Source organism: Microbispora amethystogenes (assembly GCF_016863015.1).
Classification (GTDB): Bacteria; Actinomycetota; Actinomycetes; order Streptosporangiales; family Streptosporangiaceae; genus Microbispora; species Microbispora amethystogenes.
This window is the reverse complement of the sequence record NZ_BOOB01000026.1, coordinates 82,396-101,790: the sequence shown is the minus strand read 5'-3', so window position 1 is coordinate 101,790 and position 19,395 is coordinate 82,396. Positions and strand designations below refer to the sequence as shown.

The 19,395-nt window shown below is 72.5% G+C and carries 19 protein-coding genes and 1 pseudogene; 7 read left to right on the top strand and 13 right to left on the bottom strand.

All coding sequences use genetic code 11. The annotated features are described in order from the left end of the window. Window positions 1-15: 15 nt before the first annotated feature. The 4 genes and pseudogenes from Mam01_RS18445 (at window position 16) to Mam01_RS18435 (ending at window position 1,659) form a co-directional block, all read left to right on the top strand. Window positions 16-423, top strand: coding sequence for a pyridoxamine 5'-phosphate oxidase family protein (locus Mam01_RS18445; RefSeq protein WP_204286530.1), 408 nt, complete (start codon window positions 16-18; stop codon window positions 421-423). Window positions 424-523: 100 nt separating this feature from the next. Continuing rightward, window positions 524-886, top strand: a pseudogene (locus tag Mam01_RS36760) (helix-turn-helix transcriptional regulator); the annotation flags it as partial. A 1-nt stretch (window position 887) separates the two neighbouring features. Next, window positions 888-1,019 carry a hypothetical protein gene (locus Mam01_RS37370; protein ID WP_275409033.1) on the top strand — a complete coding sequence of 44 codons (132 nt, stop codon included), beginning with the start codon at window positions 888-890 and terminating at the stop codon, window positions 1,017-1,019. Between the two features lie 7 nt (window positions 1,020-1,026). Beyond that, window positions 1,027-1,659: a nucleoside/nucleotide kinase family protein gene (locus Mam01_RS18435; RefSeq protein WP_204286528.1), complete on the top strand. Its 633-nt coding sequence runs from the start codon at window positions 1,027-1,029 to the stop codon at window positions 1,657-1,659. A gap of 52 nt (window positions 1,660-1,711) precedes the next feature. Here the strand turns inward: Mam01_RS18435 and Mam01_RS18430 are convergent, their stop codons facing one another. The 5 genes from Mam01_RS18430 to Mam01_RS18410 all read right to left on the bottom strand — a co-directional run bounded on the left by Mam01_RS18430 (window position 1,712) and on the right by Mam01_RS18410 (window position 6,723). Further along, window positions 1,712-2,512 (bottom strand): hypothetical protein, encoded by an 801-nt coding sequence (locus tag Mam01_RS18430; RefSeq protein ID WP_204286527.1) that lies wholly within the window; start codon window positions 2,510-2,512, stop codon window positions 1,712-1,714. A gap of 220 nt (window positions 2,513-2,732) precedes the next feature. After that, window positions 2,733-3,074 (bottom strand): hypothetical protein, encoded by a 342-nt coding sequence (locus Mam01_RS18425; RefSeq protein ID WP_204286526.1) that lies wholly within the window; start codon window positions 3,072-3,074, stop codon window positions 2,733-2,735. A gap of 301 nt (window positions 3,075-3,375) precedes the next feature. Then, window positions 3,376-4,791 (bottom strand): dihydrolipoyl dehydrogenase family protein, encoded by a 1,416-nt coding sequence (locus Mam01_RS18420; RefSeq protein ID WP_204286525.1) that lies wholly within the window; start codon window positions 4,789-4,791, stop codon window positions 3,376-3,378. Window positions 4,792-4,825: 34 nt separating this feature from the next. Further along, on the bottom strand, window positions 4,826-5,542 hold the full coding sequence (locus tag Mam01_RS18415) for a response regulator (RefSeq protein ID WP_239101411.1): 717 nt from the start codon (window positions 5,540-5,542) through the stop codon (window positions 4,826-4,828). After that, window positions 5,539-6,723 carry a sensor histidine kinase gene (locus Mam01_RS18410; RefSeq protein ID WP_204286524.1) on the bottom strand — a complete coding sequence of 395 codons (1,185 nt, stop codon included), beginning with the start codon at window positions 6,721-6,723 and terminating at the stop codon, window positions 5,539-5,541. The genes Mam01_RS18415 and Mam01_RS18410 overlap by 4 nt, the downstream gene beginning before the upstream one ends. Before the next feature lie 132 nt (window positions 6,724-6,855). Here Mam01_RS18410 and Mam01_RS18405 point away from each other — a divergent pair, with 132 nt between their 5' ends. From Mam01_RS18405 to Mam01_RS18395, 3 genes are read left to right on the top strand one after another with little or no spacing between them, the layout of a single operon-like run. Beyond that, a complete protein-coding gene (locus Mam01_RS18405) occupies window positions 6,856-7,782 on the top strand; it encodes an ABC transporter ATP-binding protein (protein ID WP_204286523.1) in 927 nt (308 codons plus the stop codon). Beyond that, window positions 7,779-8,561, top strand: a complete 783-nt coding sequence (locus Mam01_RS18400; RefSeq protein WP_204286522.1) for an ABC transporter permease — start codon at window positions 7,779-7,781, stop codon at window positions 8,559-8,561. Before Mam01_RS18405 ends, Mam01_RS18400 begins: the two co-directional genes overlap by 4 nt. Window positions 8,562-8,604: 43 nt before the next feature. After that, window positions 8,605-9,321 (top strand): maleylpyruvate isomerase family mycothiol-dependent enzyme, encoded by a 717-nt coding sequence (locus tag Mam01_RS18395; RefSeq protein ID WP_204286521.1) that lies wholly within the window; start codon window positions 8,605-8,607, stop codon window positions 9,319-9,321. Window positions 9,322-9,945: 624 nt separating this feature from the next. On the opposite strand, the gene Mam01_RS18390 is transcribed toward Mam01_RS18395, so the two are convergent. The 8 genes from Mam01_RS18390 to Mam01_RS18355 all read right to left on the bottom strand — a co-directional run bounded on the left by Mam01_RS18390 (window position 9,946) and on the right by Mam01_RS18355 (window position 19,343). Further along, window positions 9,946-10,764, bottom strand: coding sequence for a CPBP family intramembrane glutamic endopeptidase (locus Mam01_RS18390; RefSeq protein WP_204286520.1), 819 nt, complete (start codon window positions 10,762-10,764; stop codon window positions 9,946-9,948). A gap of 60 nt (window positions 10,765-10,824) precedes the next feature. After that, a complete protein-coding gene (locus tag Mam01_RS18385; protein WP_204286519.1) occupies window positions 10,825-11,895 on the bottom strand; it encodes a polysaccharide deacetylase family protein in 1,071 nt (356 codons plus the stop codon). 88 nt (window positions 11,896-11,983) lie between these two features. Further along, entirely contained in the window at window positions 11,984-13,111 is a 1,128-nt protein-coding gene (gene manA / locus Mam01_RS18380) for a mannose-6-phosphate isomerase, class I (RefSeq protein ID WP_204286518.1), read from the bottom strand. A gap of 47 nt (window positions 13,112-13,158) precedes the next feature. Continuing rightward, window positions 13,159-15,591, bottom strand: a complete 2,433-nt coding sequence (locus tag Mam01_RS18375; RefSeq protein WP_204286517.1) for a glycoside hydrolase family 2 protein — start codon at window positions 15,589-15,591, stop codon at window positions 13,159-13,161. Then, the gene (locus Mam01_RS18370) at window positions 15,588-16,565 is read right to left on the bottom strand and encodes an ABC transporter ATP-binding protein (RefSeq protein ID WP_204286516.1); all 978 of its coding nucleotides are present in this window, start codon (window positions 16,563-16,565) and stop codon (window positions 15,588-15,590) included. Before Mam01_RS18370 ends, Mam01_RS18375 begins: the two co-directional genes overlap by 4 nt. Then, complete coding sequence (locus Mam01_RS18365) at window positions 16,566-17,510, bottom strand: ABC transporter ATP-binding protein (RefSeq protein ID WP_150933450.1); 945 nt, start codon at window positions 17,508-17,510, stop codon at window positions 16,566-16,568. Window position 17,511: 1 nt separating this feature from the next. Next, on the bottom strand, window positions 17,512-18,354 hold the full coding sequence (locus Mam01_RS18360) for an ABC transporter permease (RefSeq protein WP_204286515.1): 843 nt from the start codon (window positions 18,352-18,354) through the stop codon (window positions 17,512-17,514). Then, the gene (locus Mam01_RS18355; protein WP_204286514.1) at window positions 18,351-19,343 is read right to left on the bottom strand and encodes an ABC transporter permease; all 993 of its coding nucleotides are present in this window, start codon (window positions 19,341-19,343) and stop codon (window positions 18,351-18,353) included. Before Mam01_RS18355 ends, Mam01_RS18360 begins: the two co-directional genes overlap by 4 nt. Window positions 19,344-19,395: the final 52 nt, after the last annotated feature.

Sequence of the window (19,395 nt, the reverse complement as noted above, 5' to 3'; positions counted from 1 at the left end):
CGCAGGCTTGCAGACATGAAGCTCGACTCGGCCGGCCTTGAGATTCTCACCGGAGGGGAATGTCTGGACCTGCTGGCCTCCACCCCCATCGGCAGGATCGTCTTCACCGACCGGGCCCTCCCCGCCGTCCAGCCCGTCAACTTCTGCCTGCTCGACGGGAACATCGTCATCCGCACCGCCGCGGGCTCCAAGCTCGCCGCGGCGGCGCGGAACGCCGTCGTCGCCTTCGAGGCCGACGAGTTCGACGCGACGTTCCGTACGGGCTGGTCGGTGACCGCGGTGGGGCACGCCCGCGCGGTGTCGGAACCCGAGGAGATCGACCGCCTGTCCACGCTGCCGCTGTCGCCGTGGGTGCCCGGGACCCGCGACCACTTCATCGTGATGGCCCCCGAGCAGATCTCCGGCCGCAGGCTCAACCGCTGACCGTCGCACCGCGCAGGCCGCGGTAGAAGGCGCGCAGGTCCGCGACGAGCAGCCCGGGCGTCTCCATCGCCGGGAAGTGACCGCCCTCGTCGAACTGCGACGGCTCGGGGTCGGCGCCGCCCTGCCGCCGCTGCTGCTCGACGACGAGGAGGCGGTGGCCGTCGCGGTCGGCCTGCGGACCGCCGCCGGAGGCGGCGTCACCGGCATCGAGGAGAGCGCCCTGCGCGCGTTCGCCAAACTCGGACGGCTCCTGCCCGCGCGGCTGCGCCGGCGGGTCAACGCCATCCAGTCCTTCACCCTCGACGTCGGCGGCTCCGGCCCGACGGTCGACGCCGAGGTCCTCGCCCTGCTCGCCGGAGCCTGCCGGGACGCCGAACGGCTCCGTTTCGACTATCTCGACCACGCGGGCGAGCGGTCGCGGCGTCTCGTCGAGCCGCACCGCGTCGTGCACCTGCGGCGGCGAGATGCTCGCCCTGCACCTGGGCCTGCTCGGCGTGGACTTCGAGGTGCTGGACCCGCCCGAGCTGTCGGAGGCGGTGGCGGCGCTGGGCCGCCGTTACCTGCGCGCCGCCGGAGGTGACGGAGGTGGCGGATGATGGACGGGTGCGTGCCCGTCCTGTGTCCCCGTCCCTGCTCGTGGAGGAACTGGCCGACCTGATCGCCGCGCGCCCGCGCGACGCGTGGGTGCGCGTCGCGGTGGACGGCGCCCCGGCCGCCGGGCCGGGACGGCTGGCCGACGCCCTGGCCGGCCCGCTGCGCCTGCGCGGCCGGGAGGTGCTGCGGGCGCCCGCGTCGGGCTTCCTGCGCCCCGCGTCGCTGCGGCTGGAGTTCGGCCGGACCGACCCCGACGTGTTCTACGACGAGTGGCTGGACGTGGCCGGCCTCGTCCGCGAGGTGCTGGGACCGCTGGAGCCGGGCGGCACGGGCCGGGTGCTGCCCTCGTTGTGGGACAGCGCGCGGGACCGGGCCACCCGGGCCGGCTACGTGACGCTGCCGCCGGGCGGGGTGGCGCTGGTGGACGGCGCGCTGCTGCTCGGCCGCGGCCTGCCGTTCGACCTGGCCGTCCACCTGTCCCTGTCGCCGGCCGCGCTGGCGCGCCGCACGCCGCCCGAGGAGCACTGGACGCTGCCCGCCTACGAACGGTACGAACGCGAGACGGGCCCGGCGCGGGCCGCCGACGTGGTGGTCCGCGTCGAGGACCCGCGCCGGCCCGCCGTGGTCACCCGGCCGGGCTGAACCGGTGGCCGCGGCCGGGTGAGGTCGTGCCCTGAGATGGACGCCTGCCTCGTTACAGCAGGCCGCCCAGGCTCAGGGGGAGTCCCAGCCCGGCGCCCAGCCCGGCATCCAGTTCGGCGTCCAGGCCGAGCGAGATCCCCAGCAAGGGCGTGTCGTCCTCGGAGTCCGCGACGCAGCAGGTGGTGCAGGTGCAGGAGTGGCCGGGCGGCGCGCCGACCAGCGTGCCCGGCGGCGGGTCGACCGGAGTGCCGGGCGGTGTCTTGTGCGGCGTGCCCGGCGGTGTCTTGTGCGGTGTCCCCGGCGGCGTCTCGTGCGGTGTCTCGTGCGGTGTCACCGAGCCGTTCGGGTTGCGGGGAACGTCCACGACGTTCTTCTCCGGGGGCACGACGATCTCCGGGACGTCGGGCGCCGGAAGCAGCTCCGGCGTCGTGAAGATCGGTGTCTCCTCGGCCTCCGGCAGGTTCTGCACGGGCGGCAGGGTCCACCCGGGGCCGTAGCCCGGTCCGCCGGGGCCCGACTGGTTGTAGGGCGGAGTTGCCGGAGCGTTCGGCCCCGTCGTGCCGGGAGCGCCCGGCGTGACGGCCGGGGGAAGGTTCGGTCGCGGCCGCTGGGGCTGCGACTCCCGCTGGTGGGGGCGCTGCCGCTCCGGCGGCCGCTGCTTGTGCACACGCTTGGCGTGCCGGGGGTGGCGGGGGTGACGGGCGGCCGGGTGGGCGCTGACGGCGGGTCGCCGCACCGTGATGGGCACCCCGTCTCCCGGCACCGCCTGTGCCGGAGCGGCGACAACGGCGCCCAGAACCACGAACCCTCCGGTGAATACGGCGCCCACTCTGACCGCCACACGTATGCCCATGCAGTTCTTCAACTCTTCTTCCTCGCAGTGACGATGTCCGAGCCATTTCCTGGCCGGTCAGGTGACATCGGGTGCGATCTGGTCAACCGCACGCACTCGCCGCTTCTCCGATACGCGTGGCCGGAATGGCGGCGTGGCCGGCCGGGTTTTTCCGGCGGCCGATACCGGGACCGACGCCGCGACGGGCCATGCCGCGCAAACGCCGATCCCGGTTTCTCACTCAGCCGACGCGGACACCCAGGCCGATGAGGAGTCCCAGGTCGAGGAGGTGCCTTCTCCAGCGGATTCCGGTCGACGGGTCGCCGCAGGTGGCGCAGGTCGGCGTGCAGGTCGGGTCCGGGCTGGGCGACGTCGGCGCCGGCGCCTCCAAGGTCGTCACTGTCGGCGTCGGCGTCGCGCTCGGCGGGCAGACGGTGGCCGTGATCGTGATTGTGATCGTGTTACACGCCGGCTGAGCCTGCGGAGCGGCCACCGCGGCCGTCGCCGGCGCGGCCATGGCCGCGCCTCCGGCCAGCACCGCGCCGGCCAGCAGTCCCTTGACGAGATTCGTGCGCTTACGCATTTCCGTACCTTTCAAACAGCGATGCTCGATAAATCGAGATTGCAGCTCGGCGAGGACGCTCCTCCCCGGTGTCACCGGGTGACATCCTGCCAGCCCGTAAATCTCCCCGGTTCTGCCGACACAAACGACTGCCCCCATGTTTTCCCAGGTGTTTGCCGCTCTCAGAATGAGGGAGTCCGAATTAGTCGCCGCTGTCACATCAGGCCGCTTATTCGATACCCGACATAAAACCCAAATCAATCACCGGCGGGCCGACATGAAAAAGGCCGGGGACACGCCCCGGCCACTCAACCCGCCTCTCTCACAGGCCGTACTCCTCCAGGAGGCGCAGCCACACCTCGCTCACGGTCGGGTAGGAGGGCACGGCGTGCCACAGGTCGTCCAAGGTGACCCCGGCGGTGACCGCGATCGTCGCGGCGTGCAGCAACTCGGCCGCGCCGGGAGCCACGAAGGTCACGCCGAGCAGCACCCGGCGGCGCTCGTCGACCACCGCCTTGGCCCTGCCTCCGTAACCGTCGCCGAGCAGGTAACCGCCGGCCACCTGACCCATCTCGTACTCGACGACCCGTACGTCGAAGCCCTCGGCCCGGGCCTGCGCCTCCGTGCGGCCCACCGCGCACACCTGGGGATCGGTGAAGATCACCTGGGGGGCGCCGAACCCGTCCGCGCGGTCGCGCATCGAGGGCCGGTCGTCCGCCTCGCCCCGGACCCGGGCGACGATCACATCCGAGGCGATCCGCGCCTGATACTTGCCCATGTGCGTGAGCAGGGCCTGCCCGTTGACGTCTCCCACCGCGTAGAGCCAGCCGTCGGCCACGCCCGTCGCCCGCATGCTGTCGTCCACGCTCACCGGACCCGACTCCGGCAGGCCCACCGACGCCAGGCCGAGATCGCCGGTGGCGGGGCGGCGCCCGGTCGCGACCAGGATCTCGTCGGCCGTGATCGTGTCTCCGCCCTTCAACCGCACCGTCACCACGCCTCCCGGCTCCGGCCGCTCGACCTTCTCGGCGCTCTCGCGCAGGCGGACGTCGACGCCCTGCTCGGTCAGCGACCGCGCCACCGCCTCCCCGGCGAAGGGCTCGACCCGGTCGAGCAGCCCGTCACCCCGGACCAGCATGGTCACCTCCCGCGACCCGAGCCCGCGCATGGCCTGCGCCATCTCGCACGCGACCACGCCGCCGCCGATCACCACGAGCCGGTCCGGTACGGCGCGCGCGGCGGTCACCTCACGGTTCGTCCACGGCCGCGCGGCGGCCAGCCCGGCGACCGGGGGGATGACCGCGCCGCTGCCGGTGGCCAGCACGACGGCGTGGTTCGCCGTGAGCGTGCGCGTGCCACCGTCGGCCGTCGCGACCTCGACGCTCCGGGCGCCGGTCAGCCGCCCGGTGCCGCGTACGAGCGTCACCTTCGCGGAGTCGAGCCACCTCGCCTGCCCGCTGTCGTCGTAGTTCGAGACCACGGTGTCACGGTGGGCCAGCACGGCGACGGCGTCGATCGGGCCGTCGAGCCGCATCCCCGGGACCCGGCTCACCTCGCCCGCGAGGTCGACCGGCCGCAGCAGCGCCTTGCTCGGCATGCAGGCCCAGTAGGAGCACTCCCCACCGGCCAGTTCACGCTCGACGATGACGGTGCTCAGCCCGGCCGCCGCCACCCGCCCCGCGACGACCTCCCCCGCCGGTCCCGCACCCACCACGATCACATCGAAGACTTCCGGCATGGTCACCCTTCCTCTCGTACCGTGGTCCACCCTGTCACGGGCGCCGCGAGGTCACGGAGACGAGCCCGCCCTCGTAGGCCGCGATGACGAGCTGGGCCCGATCCCGGGCGCCCAGCTTGGCGATCAGGTGGCCGATGTGGGTCTTCACGGTGGCCGTGCTCACGTGCAGCGCGGCGGCGATCTCCTGGTTGGACAGGCCGCGCGCGACGAGGGTGAGCACCTCGCGTTCCCGCCCGGTGAGGCCGTCCAGCGACGCGTCCCGTCGCGGGCCGGCGAGGGTGGCCGGGGTGGTCCGGGCGAACTCGGCGATCAGCCGCCGGGTGACGCTCGGCGCCAGCAGCCCCTCCCCCGCCGCGATGACGCGGATCGCCGCCAGCAGGTCGGCGGGCGGGGTGTTCTTCAGCAGGAAGCCGCCGGCCCCCGCGCGCAGCCCCGCGTAGACGTACTCGTCCAGGTCGAAGGTGGTGAGGATCAGCACCTTCACGGCGGCGGACTCGGCGCAGATCCGCCGGGTCGCCTCGATGCCGTCCAGGCCGGGCATGCGCACGTCCATCAGCACGACGTCGGGGCACCTCCGCCGGGCCAGCTCGACGGCCTCCGTCCCGGTCCCTGCCTCGCCGACCGCGACCAGCCCGGGCGTGCTGTCGACCAGCAGGCGCAGGCTGCCGCGCAGCAGGTCCTGGTCGTCGGCGAGCAGGACGCGGATCGGCCCAGGCGTCTGGGGCGGCTCGGGCAGTTCGGGCGCGGTCACCGGTCCTCCCCGTCGCCGGCGGAGTTCCCGGGGTCGGGGACGGGCAGGCGGGCGAGCACCCGGAAGCCGCCCTCGGGGCGTGGCCCGGCCGTGAACTCGCCGCCGAACAGCAGGGCGCGCTCCCGCATGCCGATCAGGCCGTGCCCAGGCGGGCCCGGGGGCAGCGTCCGGCGGCCGGGGCCGTCGTCGGTCACCTCGATCCGCACCTCGGCCGCGTCCCGTTCGACGAGGACCCGGCACCGGGCGGGTGCCGCGTGCCGTACGACGTTCGTGAGGGCCTCCCGCGCGATGCGGTGCACGGCGAGCTCCAGCGTCTCCGGCAGGGCGCCCGTCACGCGCACGTCCAGGTCGACCTCCACGCCCGCGGCGGCCGCCCGCTCCGCCAGTTCCGGCAGCGCCGCGAGACCGGGCACCGGGGACCGGCCGGGAGAGTCGTCCCGCAACACGCCAAGCGCCTGCCGCATCTCCGCGAGGGCGCGTCTGCTGGTGTCCTCGATGACCCGCAGCGCCTCCCTCGCCTCCTCCGGACGCTGATCGGCCACGTGCGCCGCCACCCCGGCCTTCACCCCGATGAGGCTCAGCGTGTGGGAGACCACGTCGTGCAACTCGCGGGCGATGCGCAGCCGTTCCTCGGCGACCGCGCGCTCGGCCGCCCGTTCGGCCCCCAGTTCGGCGCCGCGCGCGGCGTACGCCCGCCGCTCCCGCACCGCCCGGCCGATCGTCCAGGCGCCGCCCAGCGCGAGCGCGCCGAGCACCAGGCTCGTCACGGCCCGTCTGGACGCCGGGTCCGCCGACACCCCGCCGACCGCGGCGAAAAGCAGCGCCCCCAGGCTCAGCACCCCGATCGCCGTCGTCGGCTCCCACCTGCGCCGCGGCGTCGTCAGCGCGACCGGATAGAGCGCGTACGCCGCGGCGGCCAGCGGCTCGCGGACGACGCCGGGCACCGCCGCGGCCAGGGACGCGGCGAGCACGACGCCGAAGACCGGCAGCGGCCACCGCCGCCTGACCGCGACCGGCAGCGTCATCGCCGCGATCAGGGCGTGCGCGGTCCACGTGGCCGGGACGCCCGCCTGGAGGGACAGCACGAACGCGTATCCCAGCCCGGCCAGGGAGTCCAGCGCGACCAGCTCACCGCGGCGCAGCGGCCGGGGGAAGAGCGGCCGTACGTCCGGATCGTCCACCCGCCCACGGTAGACCGCGCGGAGCCCCGGCCGCCTCCCGCCGGGGTCTGTCATCCCGTGGTCGGAGGGACGGCGAGAAGATCGCCCCCCGGCCCGACGCCGGGACGGCCCGCCGCGCGGGACCGTCGAGGCATGATCGAAGTCAGAGAGCTGACCAAACGGTTCGGCCGTACGGTCGCCGTGGACGGGCTGACGTTCCACGTGAAACCAGGCCGGGTCACCGGGTTCCTCGGGCCGAACGGCGCCGGCAAGTCGACGACCATGCGGGCGATCCTCGGCCTGGACCACCCGGCGAGCGGTGAGGCGCTCGTCGGAGGTCGCCGCTATGACCGCATCCGCCACCCCATGCGGGAGGTGGGCGCCCTCCTGGACGCCGGGGCGGTCCAGGGGGGTCGCACGCCGCTCGGCCACCTGAGCTGGATCGCCCGCAGCAACCGCGTCGGCCGGGATCGGGTGGTGTCCGTGATCGAGCAGGTGGGCCTCGCGGGGGTGGCGCGCAGGCGGATCGCCGGCTTCTCCCTCGGCATGCGGCAGCGCCTCGGCATCGCCGCCGCGCTGCTCGGCGACCCCGGCGTGCTGCTGTTCGACGAGCCGGTCAACGGCCTCGACCCGGACGGCGTGCGCTGGATCCGTGAGCTGATGCGCGGCCTCGCCGCCGAGGGGCGCACGGTGCTGCTGTCGAGCCACCTGATGAGCGAGATGGAGCTCACCGCCGACCACCTGGTGATCATCGGCCGTGGGCGGCTCCTCGCCGACACCGCCATGCGCGACCTGACCGGCGTACGGGACGTGTTCGTCCGCAGCACGCGCGCCGCGGATCTCGCCGCCGCGCTGTCGACCGCGCTGTCTACCGGGCTGTCCGCCGTGGGCGGGACGGTCACCCCGGAGGGTGAGGGCCTGTCGGTGCGCGGGCTCGACCCGGTCGAGATCGGCGACCTCGCGGCCCGGCACGCGATCCCGGTGCACGAGATCACGCCGCGCGCCGCCTCGCTGGAAGAGACCTACCTGCGGCTCACCGAGGACGTGACGGACCACGCGAGCAGGAGGGCGGACCGATGATCGACGCGCTGGCCGCCGAATGGCTCAAGCTCCGCACCCTCCGGTCCACCTCCGTCGTCCTCGGGGTGGTGGTCGTCGTCGTCGGCCTCATGGCCCTGCTGGCGTGGTACGCCGCGGGCCTCTGGGACGGCCTGCCACCCGACCAGCGGGACCACCTCGCCGTGTCGTCGCTGCCGGAGCTGACCGGCATGCTCGGCTCGCTGTGCCTGGCCGTGCTGGGCGTGCTCGCGGTCTCCGGCGAGTACGCCACCGGCATGATCAGGAGCACGTTCACCGTCATGCCGTCGCGCGGGCGGGTGCTGGCCGCCAAGGCGGCCGTCCTCGCGGTCGTGGCGTTCTGCGCCGGGCTCGCGGCCATCCTCGCGACGTACGCGCTGGGGCGGCTGATCATCGGTGACCGTGCCATCCGGGGGCAGTCGGCCGAGCCGCTCGCCCGGCAGTTCCCGCTCTTCCTGGCGATGAGCCTCGCCATCGTGATGTTCGCGCTGATCGGGCTGGGCCTGGCCGCGATCACGCGGTCCGCCGTCGCCGCGATCGCCGTGCTGGTGGCCCTCTGGTACGTCATCCCCCTCGTGGCCTTCAACCTCCCGGCTCCGTGGGGCGACCGCCTCGGCTCCGTGCTCCCCGGCGCCCTGGCGGGCGAGCTGGCCGGCACCGGCAACCCCGGCTCGGTCGGCGGCTCGCTGCTCTCTCCCGCCGCCGCGCTCGCGGTCATGGTCGCCTGGGTGGCCGTGCCGTACGGCGTGGCCGCCGTCCTGCTGACCCGCAGGGACGCGTGAGGCGGGCAGGTGAGGGCGGGCGGGTGCCGGGTACGGCTCCCCCATGACGACCTCAGCACGGGACGAACTGACGGGGCTCGACCCCTTCGACATCTTCGACACCGAGGCCGCCCGGCTCGACCGCTACTTCTCCTCGCTCGACGACGACGGCTGGAACCACCCGTCCCGATGCGAGGGCTGGACGACCCGCGACGTGCTCGCCCACCTGGCGGGTGAGGAGCTGTACAACCACGCGTGTCTCGACGACGACATCGACGGGTTCTTCGAGATGCTCGAACACGAGGGCGTGCGCGGCGGCTTCGACGGTTTCAACGAATGGTGCGTGCGCAGACGCCGCGGGCTGCCGGTGGAGCAGGTGCTCGACGAGTGGCGGACGAAGAACGCGGAGACGCGCCGGCGGATGCGGGCCCTGGGCCGCGACGGCACCCTGCACACGTCGGCCGGGCCCTACCCGGTGGGCCTGCAGACCTTCCACTACGACTCGGAGTACGCCACCCACGCCGACGACGTGGGGGCGCCGGTGACGCCGGACGAGGCCGGGGACCGCCTCGGCTGGCGGGTCCCCGTCGGCCTCTTCGTGCTGGCGGAGCGCGGGTCGAAGGCGCAGGTCGTCCCCGTCTGCGGCCGGATCGAGGTGCAGGTGGACGGCCTCACCGCCGATCTCGGCCCCGAGGAGTTCGTGGAGGCGACGGTCGGCCGCCTGCCGGCCGACCACCTTCTCGACTCCCGCATCCGCGGCGCACTGCGTTGTCTTGCCTGACGGTGCTGCCTGAGTAACGGGTCCGACCGCGCCCGCGGCACCGGTGGTAATAAGACCCGCGTGGTCCGCCGCGCCGGCGTCCGCGCGGGTCGCGGTCCCGTACGCCGGGTCTCCCGGCACGGACGCCCGGCAGGCCGGCCAGCTGTGTGGCCGGCGGGGCGAAGGGCAGGACGTGCGGCGGGAAACCCGGCGCTGCCCGGTGCGGGCCTGGTTGGGCTGCCGCTCCCGCTGTCGGGCACCCTGCCGGTTGCGCTGCCGGGCGTACCGGCGTGGGCGCGGAACCGGGGCCGCCGCGGCGGGTGGACGGGACGTGCGCGGCCGGGCGGCCGGGGCAGGCCGCCCGGCCGACGCGTAGCGCGACATGACCGCGCCGCCGTATATGTCGGATATGTGATGTCAGCCGTTGAACGTCTCACTGCGAAATCCCCGAATGTCCCCGAAAGAAGATGCGGCCAGGACAGGCCGGTTTGCCCGGGGGGATCCAGACGTGCGGCGGCGCGTCAACGATGCACCGGGATCGAACCCAAAGCAATCAGGCGCGCCATACAGAACGCATTCGGCCCGATTAGCGCCCGATTAGCGCCCGATCAGGCAGCGGACAGGAGAGCAGGTCAGGGCAGCAGATCAGGGAAGCCACGAGACGCGGCCGCGCAGCAGGCCGTATCCCACGAAGGCGACCACGTCGATCACCGTGTGCGCGACGATCAGCGGCATCGTGCGTCCCCAGCGCTGGTACAGCCGGCCGAAGACCACGCCCATCGCGATGTTGCCGACGAAGCCGCCGAAGCCCTGATAGAGGTGGTAGGAGCCGCGCAGGATGGCCGACGCGCCCACCGACCGCCACGGCGACCAGCCGCGCTGCCGCAGCCGGTGCAGCAGATATCCGCTGACCAGCACCTCCTCCAGCACGCCGTTCTGGGCGGCCTCCGCGACCAGGACGGGCACCCGCCACCAGGCGTCCGGCAGGCTGTCCGGCACGACGTTGAGGTTGATCCCGGACCTGAAGGCGAACAGGTAGAACACCAGCCCGGTGCCGCCGATCACGGCCGCCAGCGCGGCGCCGCGCAGCGTGTCGCGTCCCGGCTCCCGCCAGTCGGCCCCGATCGTCCGCATCGACTCACCCGACCGCGCCAGCAGGTACGCGACGAGCCCCACCGGGGCCACGTTCACCGCGATCCCCGCGAGGTGCAGCGTGAGGTCCAGCCACGGGCGGCCGGGGGCCAGCGAGCCGACGAGCACGGCGTGCTGGTCGCCCAGTTCCTTCGGGGCGGTCAGCGCGCCGACCAGGCGGATGAGCGACAGCAGCGCGCTGGCGCCGAGCGAGACCGCGAAGACCGCGACGATCTCCGGGCCGATCAGCCGCGGGGTGAGCCCCCGCAGGCCGTCCGGTTCGTCTGGCTCATCGGACACGGCGGCGACCGGCCGTCCGGGAACGTCCTCCATGGTGGCAGGGTAGCCGCCCCCGGGACACGGCCGTCCGCCCGCACAGCCCGTTCAGCCCGCTCAGTACGGCAGCACACTGGTCTTGAACGCCGGTGCCACGAACGCCGCCTTGAACTTCGGGAAGGCCACGGTCTTCGCGTTGCCGTCCGAGGTGTACCGGTCGGTGGGGTTGGCCTTCAGCCAGTCGAGCCAGGCCATCGAGCAGAACTTCTTGCAGTCGCCGACCTTGTTCTCCTTCGACCTGATCCGCGGGATGCTGAGGGGGTCGAAGTCCTTGGTGAACGGCGACGGCGCGGGGGTGTACCCGGCCAGGAACACGCCCTTGTAGTCGTAGCGCACCCCGCCCGACGCCCCCTGCAGCGCCCACTTCTTCTCGTGCGGCTGGTTGCCGTACGGCAGGGCGAGCGTGACCGGCGGCGTCTTGATGAGCGAGGTGATCAGCGTCTGCCCCGCCACGATCTGCTTCTCCACCTCGTCCTTCGGCTTGCCGAGCAGGTTGAGGTGATCGCGGGTGTGGTTGCCGATGTCGAAGTTGTGGTCCTTGAGCCACTGCAGGACCTGGATCTGCTCCTCCTGGCGGGCCTTGCCGAACAGGTCCTTGATCACATACATGGTCGCCACCGGCCGGAAGCCCGGGTGCTTCTTCGCGACGTCCATGAGGATGCCGATCGCGCAGTCCGGCGTCGGATTGCCCATACCGTCGAGCGTGAGCTGGGCGGGCGAGGAGTCGTCGAAGGTCAGCACCACCGGGTGCTTGCCCGCCGGAATGTCGATCTTGCCCGTGACGTACTCGGCCGCGGTGATCGGCACGTAGTCCTCGGCGGCCAGCCGCTCCAGTTCGTCCCGGAAGTCCTTCGGGCTGCGGTCGTCGCCCGGCGGCGGGTTCTGGACGATCCGGTGATACATGATCACCGGGATCTGTCCCAGCTCGTTGGCCTTCACCTGGGCGGCGGCGGCCATCTCCGACTTGCGCAACGCCGCCTCGTTGGCCACCTTGTTCCGCTGGTGACCGGCCTGGCCCGCCTGCGTGGCGTGTTTGCCGCCGCCGGCCGCGCAGCCGGAGAGCGTGGCGGAGGCCCCGGCCACACCCACCAGCGCCGCGACGACGCCGGCAATCCTGAAGCGCCCCATGGATCCCCCTCATCGGGCCGCGCTTGACGATGAGGGGCTCCTACCCGCCGGATGCGATCACTTCACGGCGCGTAGGACAAACATCACGCTAAGTGAGAGACATGTGCGGCTCGGCGCAGAAGGCCACGCCGTCCCCGCCGATGTGCGCCCGTCCCTCGGAGGCGGGGACGAAGACGGACTCCCCGGGACGCAGCTTGACCTCGGAACCCCCAGCACCTCCACTCGTCCCCACGTTCACGACGCCTTCGACGCACAGCACGATCCTGGGCGCCGCCTCGACGAGCACCCCGGCCGCGCCGGGCGCGATCCTGCGGAGCAGGAACTCCGGCACCGGCGGCACATACGAGCCGTCGTCCGGCTCCACCACCACGGGCTGCGCCACCGGGTCGGTGATCCGCAGCAGCTCCTCCACGTCGATGTGCTTGCCGGTGAGACCCGCCCGCAGCACGTTGTCGGAGCACGCCATGATCTCCACGGCGAAGCCGTCGAGATAGCAGTGCGGCACCCCGGCCCCGAGGAACAACGCCTCCCCGGGGGCCAGCGTGTGACGCCGCATCAGCAGCGGCGCCAGCACGGCCGGGTCCTCCGGATAGCGCCGGGCCAGCCGCGTCACCAGCGCGTAGTCGGGCGCGTGGACCGCCGAGGCCGCCCACACCACCGACTCGACCAGCGTCCGCCGGGATCCGGGCCACTCCAGCAGCGTCCGCAGCGCGCCGAGCACGTCGCCGTCGCCCAGCGCCTGCACCACCGGCCGCAGCGGCTCCACCCGCAGGCGGTCGACCAGCATCGCCGACTGCTCGGCGGGCCGGAACCCGGCCAGCCCGGTGAACGGCGTGAGCGCGCAGACCAGCTCGGGCTTGTGCCACGGGTCGGTGTAGTTCGCGTCGCCCCGCGCGTGACCCGCGGCGGCCTGCTCGGCGTCCGGATGCACCTGCAGCGACAGCGGCCGCTCCACCGCGATCAGCTTCATCAGGTACGGCAGCCGCCCGCCGAACCGCTCCGCGACCGCCTCGCCGAGCGTGCCGGCCGGGTCGGCGGCGATCACGTCGGTGAGCGTCGTCTCGACTCCGTCCCTGGTCAGCAGGGAGGGAGCGGCGGGGTGGGCGCCGAGCCACAGCTCGGCCTCGGGTCCGGAGGCGGTCCGGCCGGTGAGGGCGGCGATGGCCGTCCGGGAACCCCAGGGGTAGTCCTTGACGGGGTTGGTGAGCAGGTCCACGTGCGTCCTCTCGCATGCGGCGGGGGAAGAGCGAGCGCGGTCCGAGACTAACGGGATTCGTTAACACACCGGAGCACCGGGTGTCGGACCAGCGCGCCGGGGTCGGGACTGCCACCGCTGACGTGGAAGACCGCCGTCTCGCCGGGCAGCAGCGTGACGAGCTGGTCGTCCACCGTCGCCCGGGGATCGAGCCGGTCGGGGAAGATCGCGAGCTCGCGCACCAGCGTCCGCGCGGTCACGGTCACCCGCTGGCCGTCCTCAATCTCCTCGACCACCGTGTCCATCTCGGCCGGGGGATAGTCCATCGCCGGGTCCTCGCGCGGGAACCACAGCGCGCGGGCGTCGCCGAGGGTCGCCACCAGCACCTCCCCCGCCGGGTTCCCTGACCGCGCCACCGCCTCGGGCAGGTCTGCGGACGCCGTGCCGCGCACCGCGACCGACACGTCGAAGCGCTCCTTGGCCAGGATCTCGCCCGCCAGGCTGAGCCGTTCGACGGCGAGCTCGCCCGCCCACGCCTCGTCGGTGTCGTTCACCATCGCCAGCGCGTCGCCCTGGAAGGTGAGCAGCCGGGCGGCGAAGGCCCGGCGCAGCGCGTGCCACAACGGCTTGCGCCGCCCGCCGCCGTCCACGGCGGCCCAGGAGGTGACCGGCCAGCAGTCGTTGAGCTGCCAGACGATCGTGCCCATGCAGTACGGCGCGAGCGCCCGGAACCGCTCGATCCCGAACGCCATCGCCCTGGCCTGGTTGAGCTGGGTGAAGTAGTGCCAGTCGTCGAAGCCGTCCGGCCGGGGCAGGTGATCGCCGAGGCCGCGCAGCAGCTTGAGGTCGCCGTCCACGGCCTTCTGGTGGTGGACGACCCCCGGGGACGACGGCGTCAGCGGGTCGTCGGAGACCGCGGCGCGCAGCGTGGCGTACGTCGGCGGGCCCTGGAAGCCGAACTCCGCCACGAACCTCGGCGTGTAGGTCGCGTAGTGGCGGTAGTCGTGGGAGTTCCAGACGGTCCAGATGTGGACGGTGCCCCGGGACGGGTCGTTCGGCGGCAGGTCGGGCGAGCCGGAGTAGGGGCTGCCCGGCCAGTACGGCCGGGCCGGGTCGAGCTCCGCGACGATCCGTGGCAGCAGGTCGTAGTAGAAACCGCCACCCCAGCCGCGGCCCTCCAGCTTCTCCTGCCAGCCCCAGTCGGCGTGGCCCTCGATGTTCTCGTTGTTGCCGCACCACAGCACGAGGCTCGGATGGCGGGTCAGACGGGCGACGTTCTCGCGGGCCTCGGCCTCGACCTCCGCCGCGAACGGGCCCTCCTCGGGGTAGGCCGCGCAGGCGAACGGGAAGTCCTGCCAGACCAGCAGGCCCATCTCGTCGGCGAGGTCGTAGAAGTCGTCGCTCTCGTACATCCCGCCGCCCCACACCCGCAGGCAGTTGGCGCCCGCTCCGGCCGCCTGGGCGAACCGCTCGGCCAGGCGCTCACGGGTCATCCGGCTGGGGAAGCAGTCGTCGGGGATCCAGTTGAAGCCCTTCATGAAGACCGGCCGGCCGTTGACCACGATCGTGAAGGCGTCGCCGGTCCGGTCCAGCTCGACCGAGCGGAACCCGATCCTGCCGCTCCACTCCTGCTCCCGTCCACCGTCCCGTTCGCCGTCTTCGAGGCGGACGGTGAGGTCGTACAACGGCTGCTCGCCGTACCCGCGCGGCCACCACAGGTCGGGGTCCGGCACGGTCAGCGTGACGACGGCCCGGCGCGCCCCGGCCGCGACGGTCACGGTCTCGCTGGCCCCTCCCGCCGCGGCCGTTAGCGTGAGCGGCCGCTCGGCGGCACGCTCGACCGTCACGTGCACCTCGACGGTCCCGTCCCCGGACACCAGGGGACGCACCTCGGCCAGGCGGGCGGCGCTCCAGGTCTCGATGCCGATGGGCCGCCAGATCCCGGCGGTGACGAGCGTCGGCCCCCAGTCCCAGCCGAAGTTGCAGGCCATCTTCCGGATGAACTGGTACGGCTCGTCGTACGCGCCGGGCCGGTCGCCGAGGGCCGCCTTCTGCGCCTCCGCGTACCCGTACGGCGGGTCGAACAGGATCCGCAGCGTGTTGTCGCCCGCCTGCAGCAGGTGCCGCACCGGGAAGCGGTACGACCGGTGCATGTTGGCCGTCCGGCCGATCTCGACGCCGTTGAGCACGAGCGTGGCGACCGTGTCGAGCCCGGCGCAGACCAGGTCGGCCCGGTCGTCGCCGGCGCCGTCTCCCCCTGACTCCCCTCCTGGCTCCCAGGTGAAGGTGGTCTCGTAGGCCCACGCCGTACGGCCGATCCAGGTGAGCCCCTCCTCGTTGTCGTCCAGGTACGGATCCTCGATCAGCCCGGCGGCGAGGAGGTCGGTGTGCACGCAGCCGGGAACGGACGCGGGCAGCCCCGCGACCACCGGCCGGAGCTGCCCGGTCGACGACACGGCGGTGACGGTCCACCCGTCGTGCAGGGGACGGTACGAGCTCACGCTGTCTCCTTGGTGTTCTTCGCGAGCGTCTTCTTCGCGAGCGCGGCTCCCGCAGCCTTACCCCCGCCGGAGCAGGCCACGAAGTGCCCGTCCGCCACCTCGGCCAGCCCGGGACGGGTCCGGCTCTCCTGCGCCGCCTCGTGATACGCGCACGGCAGGTCCTCCGCCGCATCCGCCGCCGTGCCATCTGCTGGGAGGTCCGTCCACTTGGTGTGCAGGCGCGGGACCGCGGCCAGCAGCGAGCGCGTGTACGGATGCCTCGGGTCGCCGAAGACGAGAGGGGTCGGGCCCATCTCGGCGATCTTCCCGTCCCGCAGCACCACGGTCCGGTCGCTGACGTAGTTGCCGAGCGACAGGTCGTGCGTGACGAACAGGATGCCGAGGCCGCGCGCCCGCAGGTCGGCGAGCAGGTTGAGCACGTCGATCCGGGTGGACGCGTCGAGCATGCTGATGATCTCGTCGGCGACCAGCAGCCGGATGTCGAGCAGCACGGCCCGGGCGATCAGCATGCGCTGGAGCTGGCCGCCGCTGAGCTGGTGGGGATACTTGCCGAGGACGTTGCCGGGGTCGAGCCGCACGCTCTCCAGCGCGTCCTCCACGCGCTTACGCCACTCGCGGGCGCCCGCCCCGGGGAAGTACTGCTCCTTGATCATGGCGAAGACCCGGTCGGCCCGGAAGACCGGGTTGAAGCAGCTGAAGGGGTCCTGGAAGACGCCCTGCACCTGCCGGTAGTACTCCTTGCGGTCCCTGATCGAGGAGATGTCCTTGCCGTCCAGGGTGATCGTGCCGCCGCTGACCCGGGTGAGGCGCAGGACCATCCGGCCGATCGTGCTCTTGCCGCTGCCGCTCTCGCCGATGAGGGAGACCACCTCCCCCTCCCCGACCTCGAAGCCGACGCCGGAGACGGCCGTCAGCGCGCGTCCGCCGAACGCGCCGACGCGGTAGACCTTGGAGACGCCATCGAGTTTCAGCATTCACTCGGCCTTCCAGCAGGCGACGAGGTGGCCGGGGGCCACCTCCGCGAACGGCGGCTGCTCGGCGCACTGCTCGAACGCCAGCGGGCAGCGGTCCCGGAACCGGCATCCACCGGGCGGGTCCAGCAGGGACGGCGGGTTGCCGGGGATCCCGGTCAGCCGCCGGTCCTCGTAGCGCACCCCCACCTCCGGCAGCGCCGCCACGAGCTGCCTGGTGTACGGATGCCTCGGCGCGGTGACGAGCACCTCGGCCGGGGCCTTCTCGGCCAGCCGCCCGGCGTACATCACGAGGATCGTGTCGGCGATCTGGTACACGAGCGAGATGTCGTGGGTGACGACCATCATGCTGGTCACCAGCCCGTGGTCGCGGAACCCGAGCAGCGTCGTGGCCACGGCCTTCTGGCTCGACACGTCGAGCGCCGAGGTGACCTCGTCGGCGATCAGCAGCGAGGGGTCCAGCAGCGTGGAGACCACCATGACCACCCGCTGCTTCATGCCGCCGGACAGCTCGATCGGGTAGCGTCCGAGCACGTCCTTCGACAGGCCGACCAGCTCCAGGCGGCGCTCCAGCTCGGCGGTGCCGTCGGGCACGCCCCGCGCGGCCAGCAGCTCGCCGACCATCTTCCCGATCTTCCTGGTCGGGTTGAGCGCGCTCATCGAGTACTGCGGGATGAGCGACACCTCGCGGAAGCGGAACTCGTCCATCGCCCGGTCGTCGGCGATCGGCAGCTCCCTGCCGTCCAGCTCGACCGTGCCGCCGGCGTGGCGCATGCGCCCGTCCAGCCGGATCAGGCTCTTGGCGAGCGTGGACTTGCCCGAGCCCGACTCCCCGGCGAGGCCCATGATCTCGCCGTCCGCGACGGAGAACGTGACGCCGTCGAGCGCCTTCACCTCGCCGCGCAGCGTCCGGTAGTAGACCCGGAGGTCGGTGACCTTCAGCGCCACGTCACATCTCCCTCAGCTTCGGGTTGAACACCTCGTCCAGCCCGACGTTCATGACGTAGAGCGCGCCGACGATCGCCGTGATGCCGGCCCCCGGCGGGACGAACCACCACCACATGCCGAGCTGGAGGGCGCTCCACCGGGCCGCGTTGTTGAGCATCAGCCCGAGGGAGACCGAGTCGGTCGGGCCGAGCCCGATGAAGTCGAGCGAGGCCGCGATCAGGATCGCGCTGCCGAACAGCAGGATGAACGTCAGGAACAGGTACGAGCTCATGTTCGGCGCGATCTCCCGGAGGATGATCTTCGGTGTGCGCACCCCGCTCAGCCGGGCCAGGTCCACGAAGTCGCGCGAGCGCAGCGAGAACGTCTGCGCCCTGATCGCCCGCGCCGCCCACGGCCAGGAGGTCAGCCCGATGAACAGCGCCTGCACGCCGACGCTGCGCACCCCGAGGTATGCGTTGACGATCAGCAGCACCACCAGCGCGGGCAGCACGAGCACGATGTTGGTGACCATGGTGAGCAGCTCGTCGACCCACCCGCCGCGGTAGCCCGCGACGAAACCCACGACCATGCCGACGACCGACGCCAGCACGCCGCCGAGCACGCCCACCAGGAACGTCGACCGCAGGCCGTACAGGAACTGGGCGAAGACGTCCTGGCCGAACGTCGTGGTCCCGAACCAGAACTCCCCCGACGGCGGCGCCATGGCCGGCCCGACGTAGTCGGCCGGCTTGTGGCCGATCGTCATGGGCCCGACCACTCCGGCCACGAGGAAGACGGTGATGACGACCGTGCCGACGACCAGCTTGCGGTTGCGCAGCGCGAAGTGCAGCGCCTCGCTTCTCACGCCGCTTCTCCCATCCCCGTGCGGGTGCGCGGATCGACCAGGACGTACGCGATGTCGATGACGAAGTTGGCGATCAGCACGCCGATCACGATGAACAGGAAGGTCCCCTGCAGCAGGAAGAAGTCCTGGTTCTGGATCGCCTGGAGGATCAGGTGCCCGAGCCCGGGATAGCTGAAGACGATCTCCGTCACCAGCGCGCCGGCCACGAGCACGCCGAGTTGCAGGGCGAGACCGGTCACCTGGGGCAGGATCGCGTTCCTGAAGGCGTAGCGCCGCACCAGCCGCGTCGGCGCGCCGAGCGCCCGCAGGTAGTTGACGTAGTCCGCCTCCAGCTCATAGATGATCATGTTGCGCATGCCGATCGCCCAGCCGCCGAACGCGACCAGGAACAGCGAGGCGAACGGGAGGAACCAGTGCTGGGCGAGGCTGCCGACGAACTCCCACGACCAGGACGGCTGGAGGTCGAAGCCGTAGGCCCCGGCGACCGGGAAGATCCCCGCGATGATGCCCAGCGCCCAGGCCAGCAGGATCGCGAGCCACATGTACGGCGTCGCGGTCAGGACGTAGCCGAGCGGGAGCACGGTGTTGTCCAGCCACTTGCGCCGCGCCGCGAACGCGCCGAACCGGTTGCCGGCGACCCAGCTCAGCAGGATGGACGGGATCAGCAGGCCCAGCGTGTACGGCACGGCCCGGACGATCACATCGGTTACCGGCGTCGGGAACAGCCAGATGCTGATGCCGAGGTCGCCCCGCAGCAGCGAGCCCCAGAAGTTGAGGTACTGCCGCCACAGCGGCAGGTCGAAGCCGAACATCGCGGTGTAGTGGACGCGCATGGCCTCGACGGCCGCCGGCTGCGCGACGTTGGCCCGCGAGAGCATGCTCTGCACGGGGTCGCCCGGCATGAACCGGGGGATCATCCAGTTGACGGTCACGGCCACGAAGAACGTCAGGCCGTAGACGAGAAGCTTTCTGCCGAAGTAGCGGCGCACGTCGACCTCCCGGTCGCGGAACGGCGCCCCCCTCCCCGCGGGGAAGGGGGCG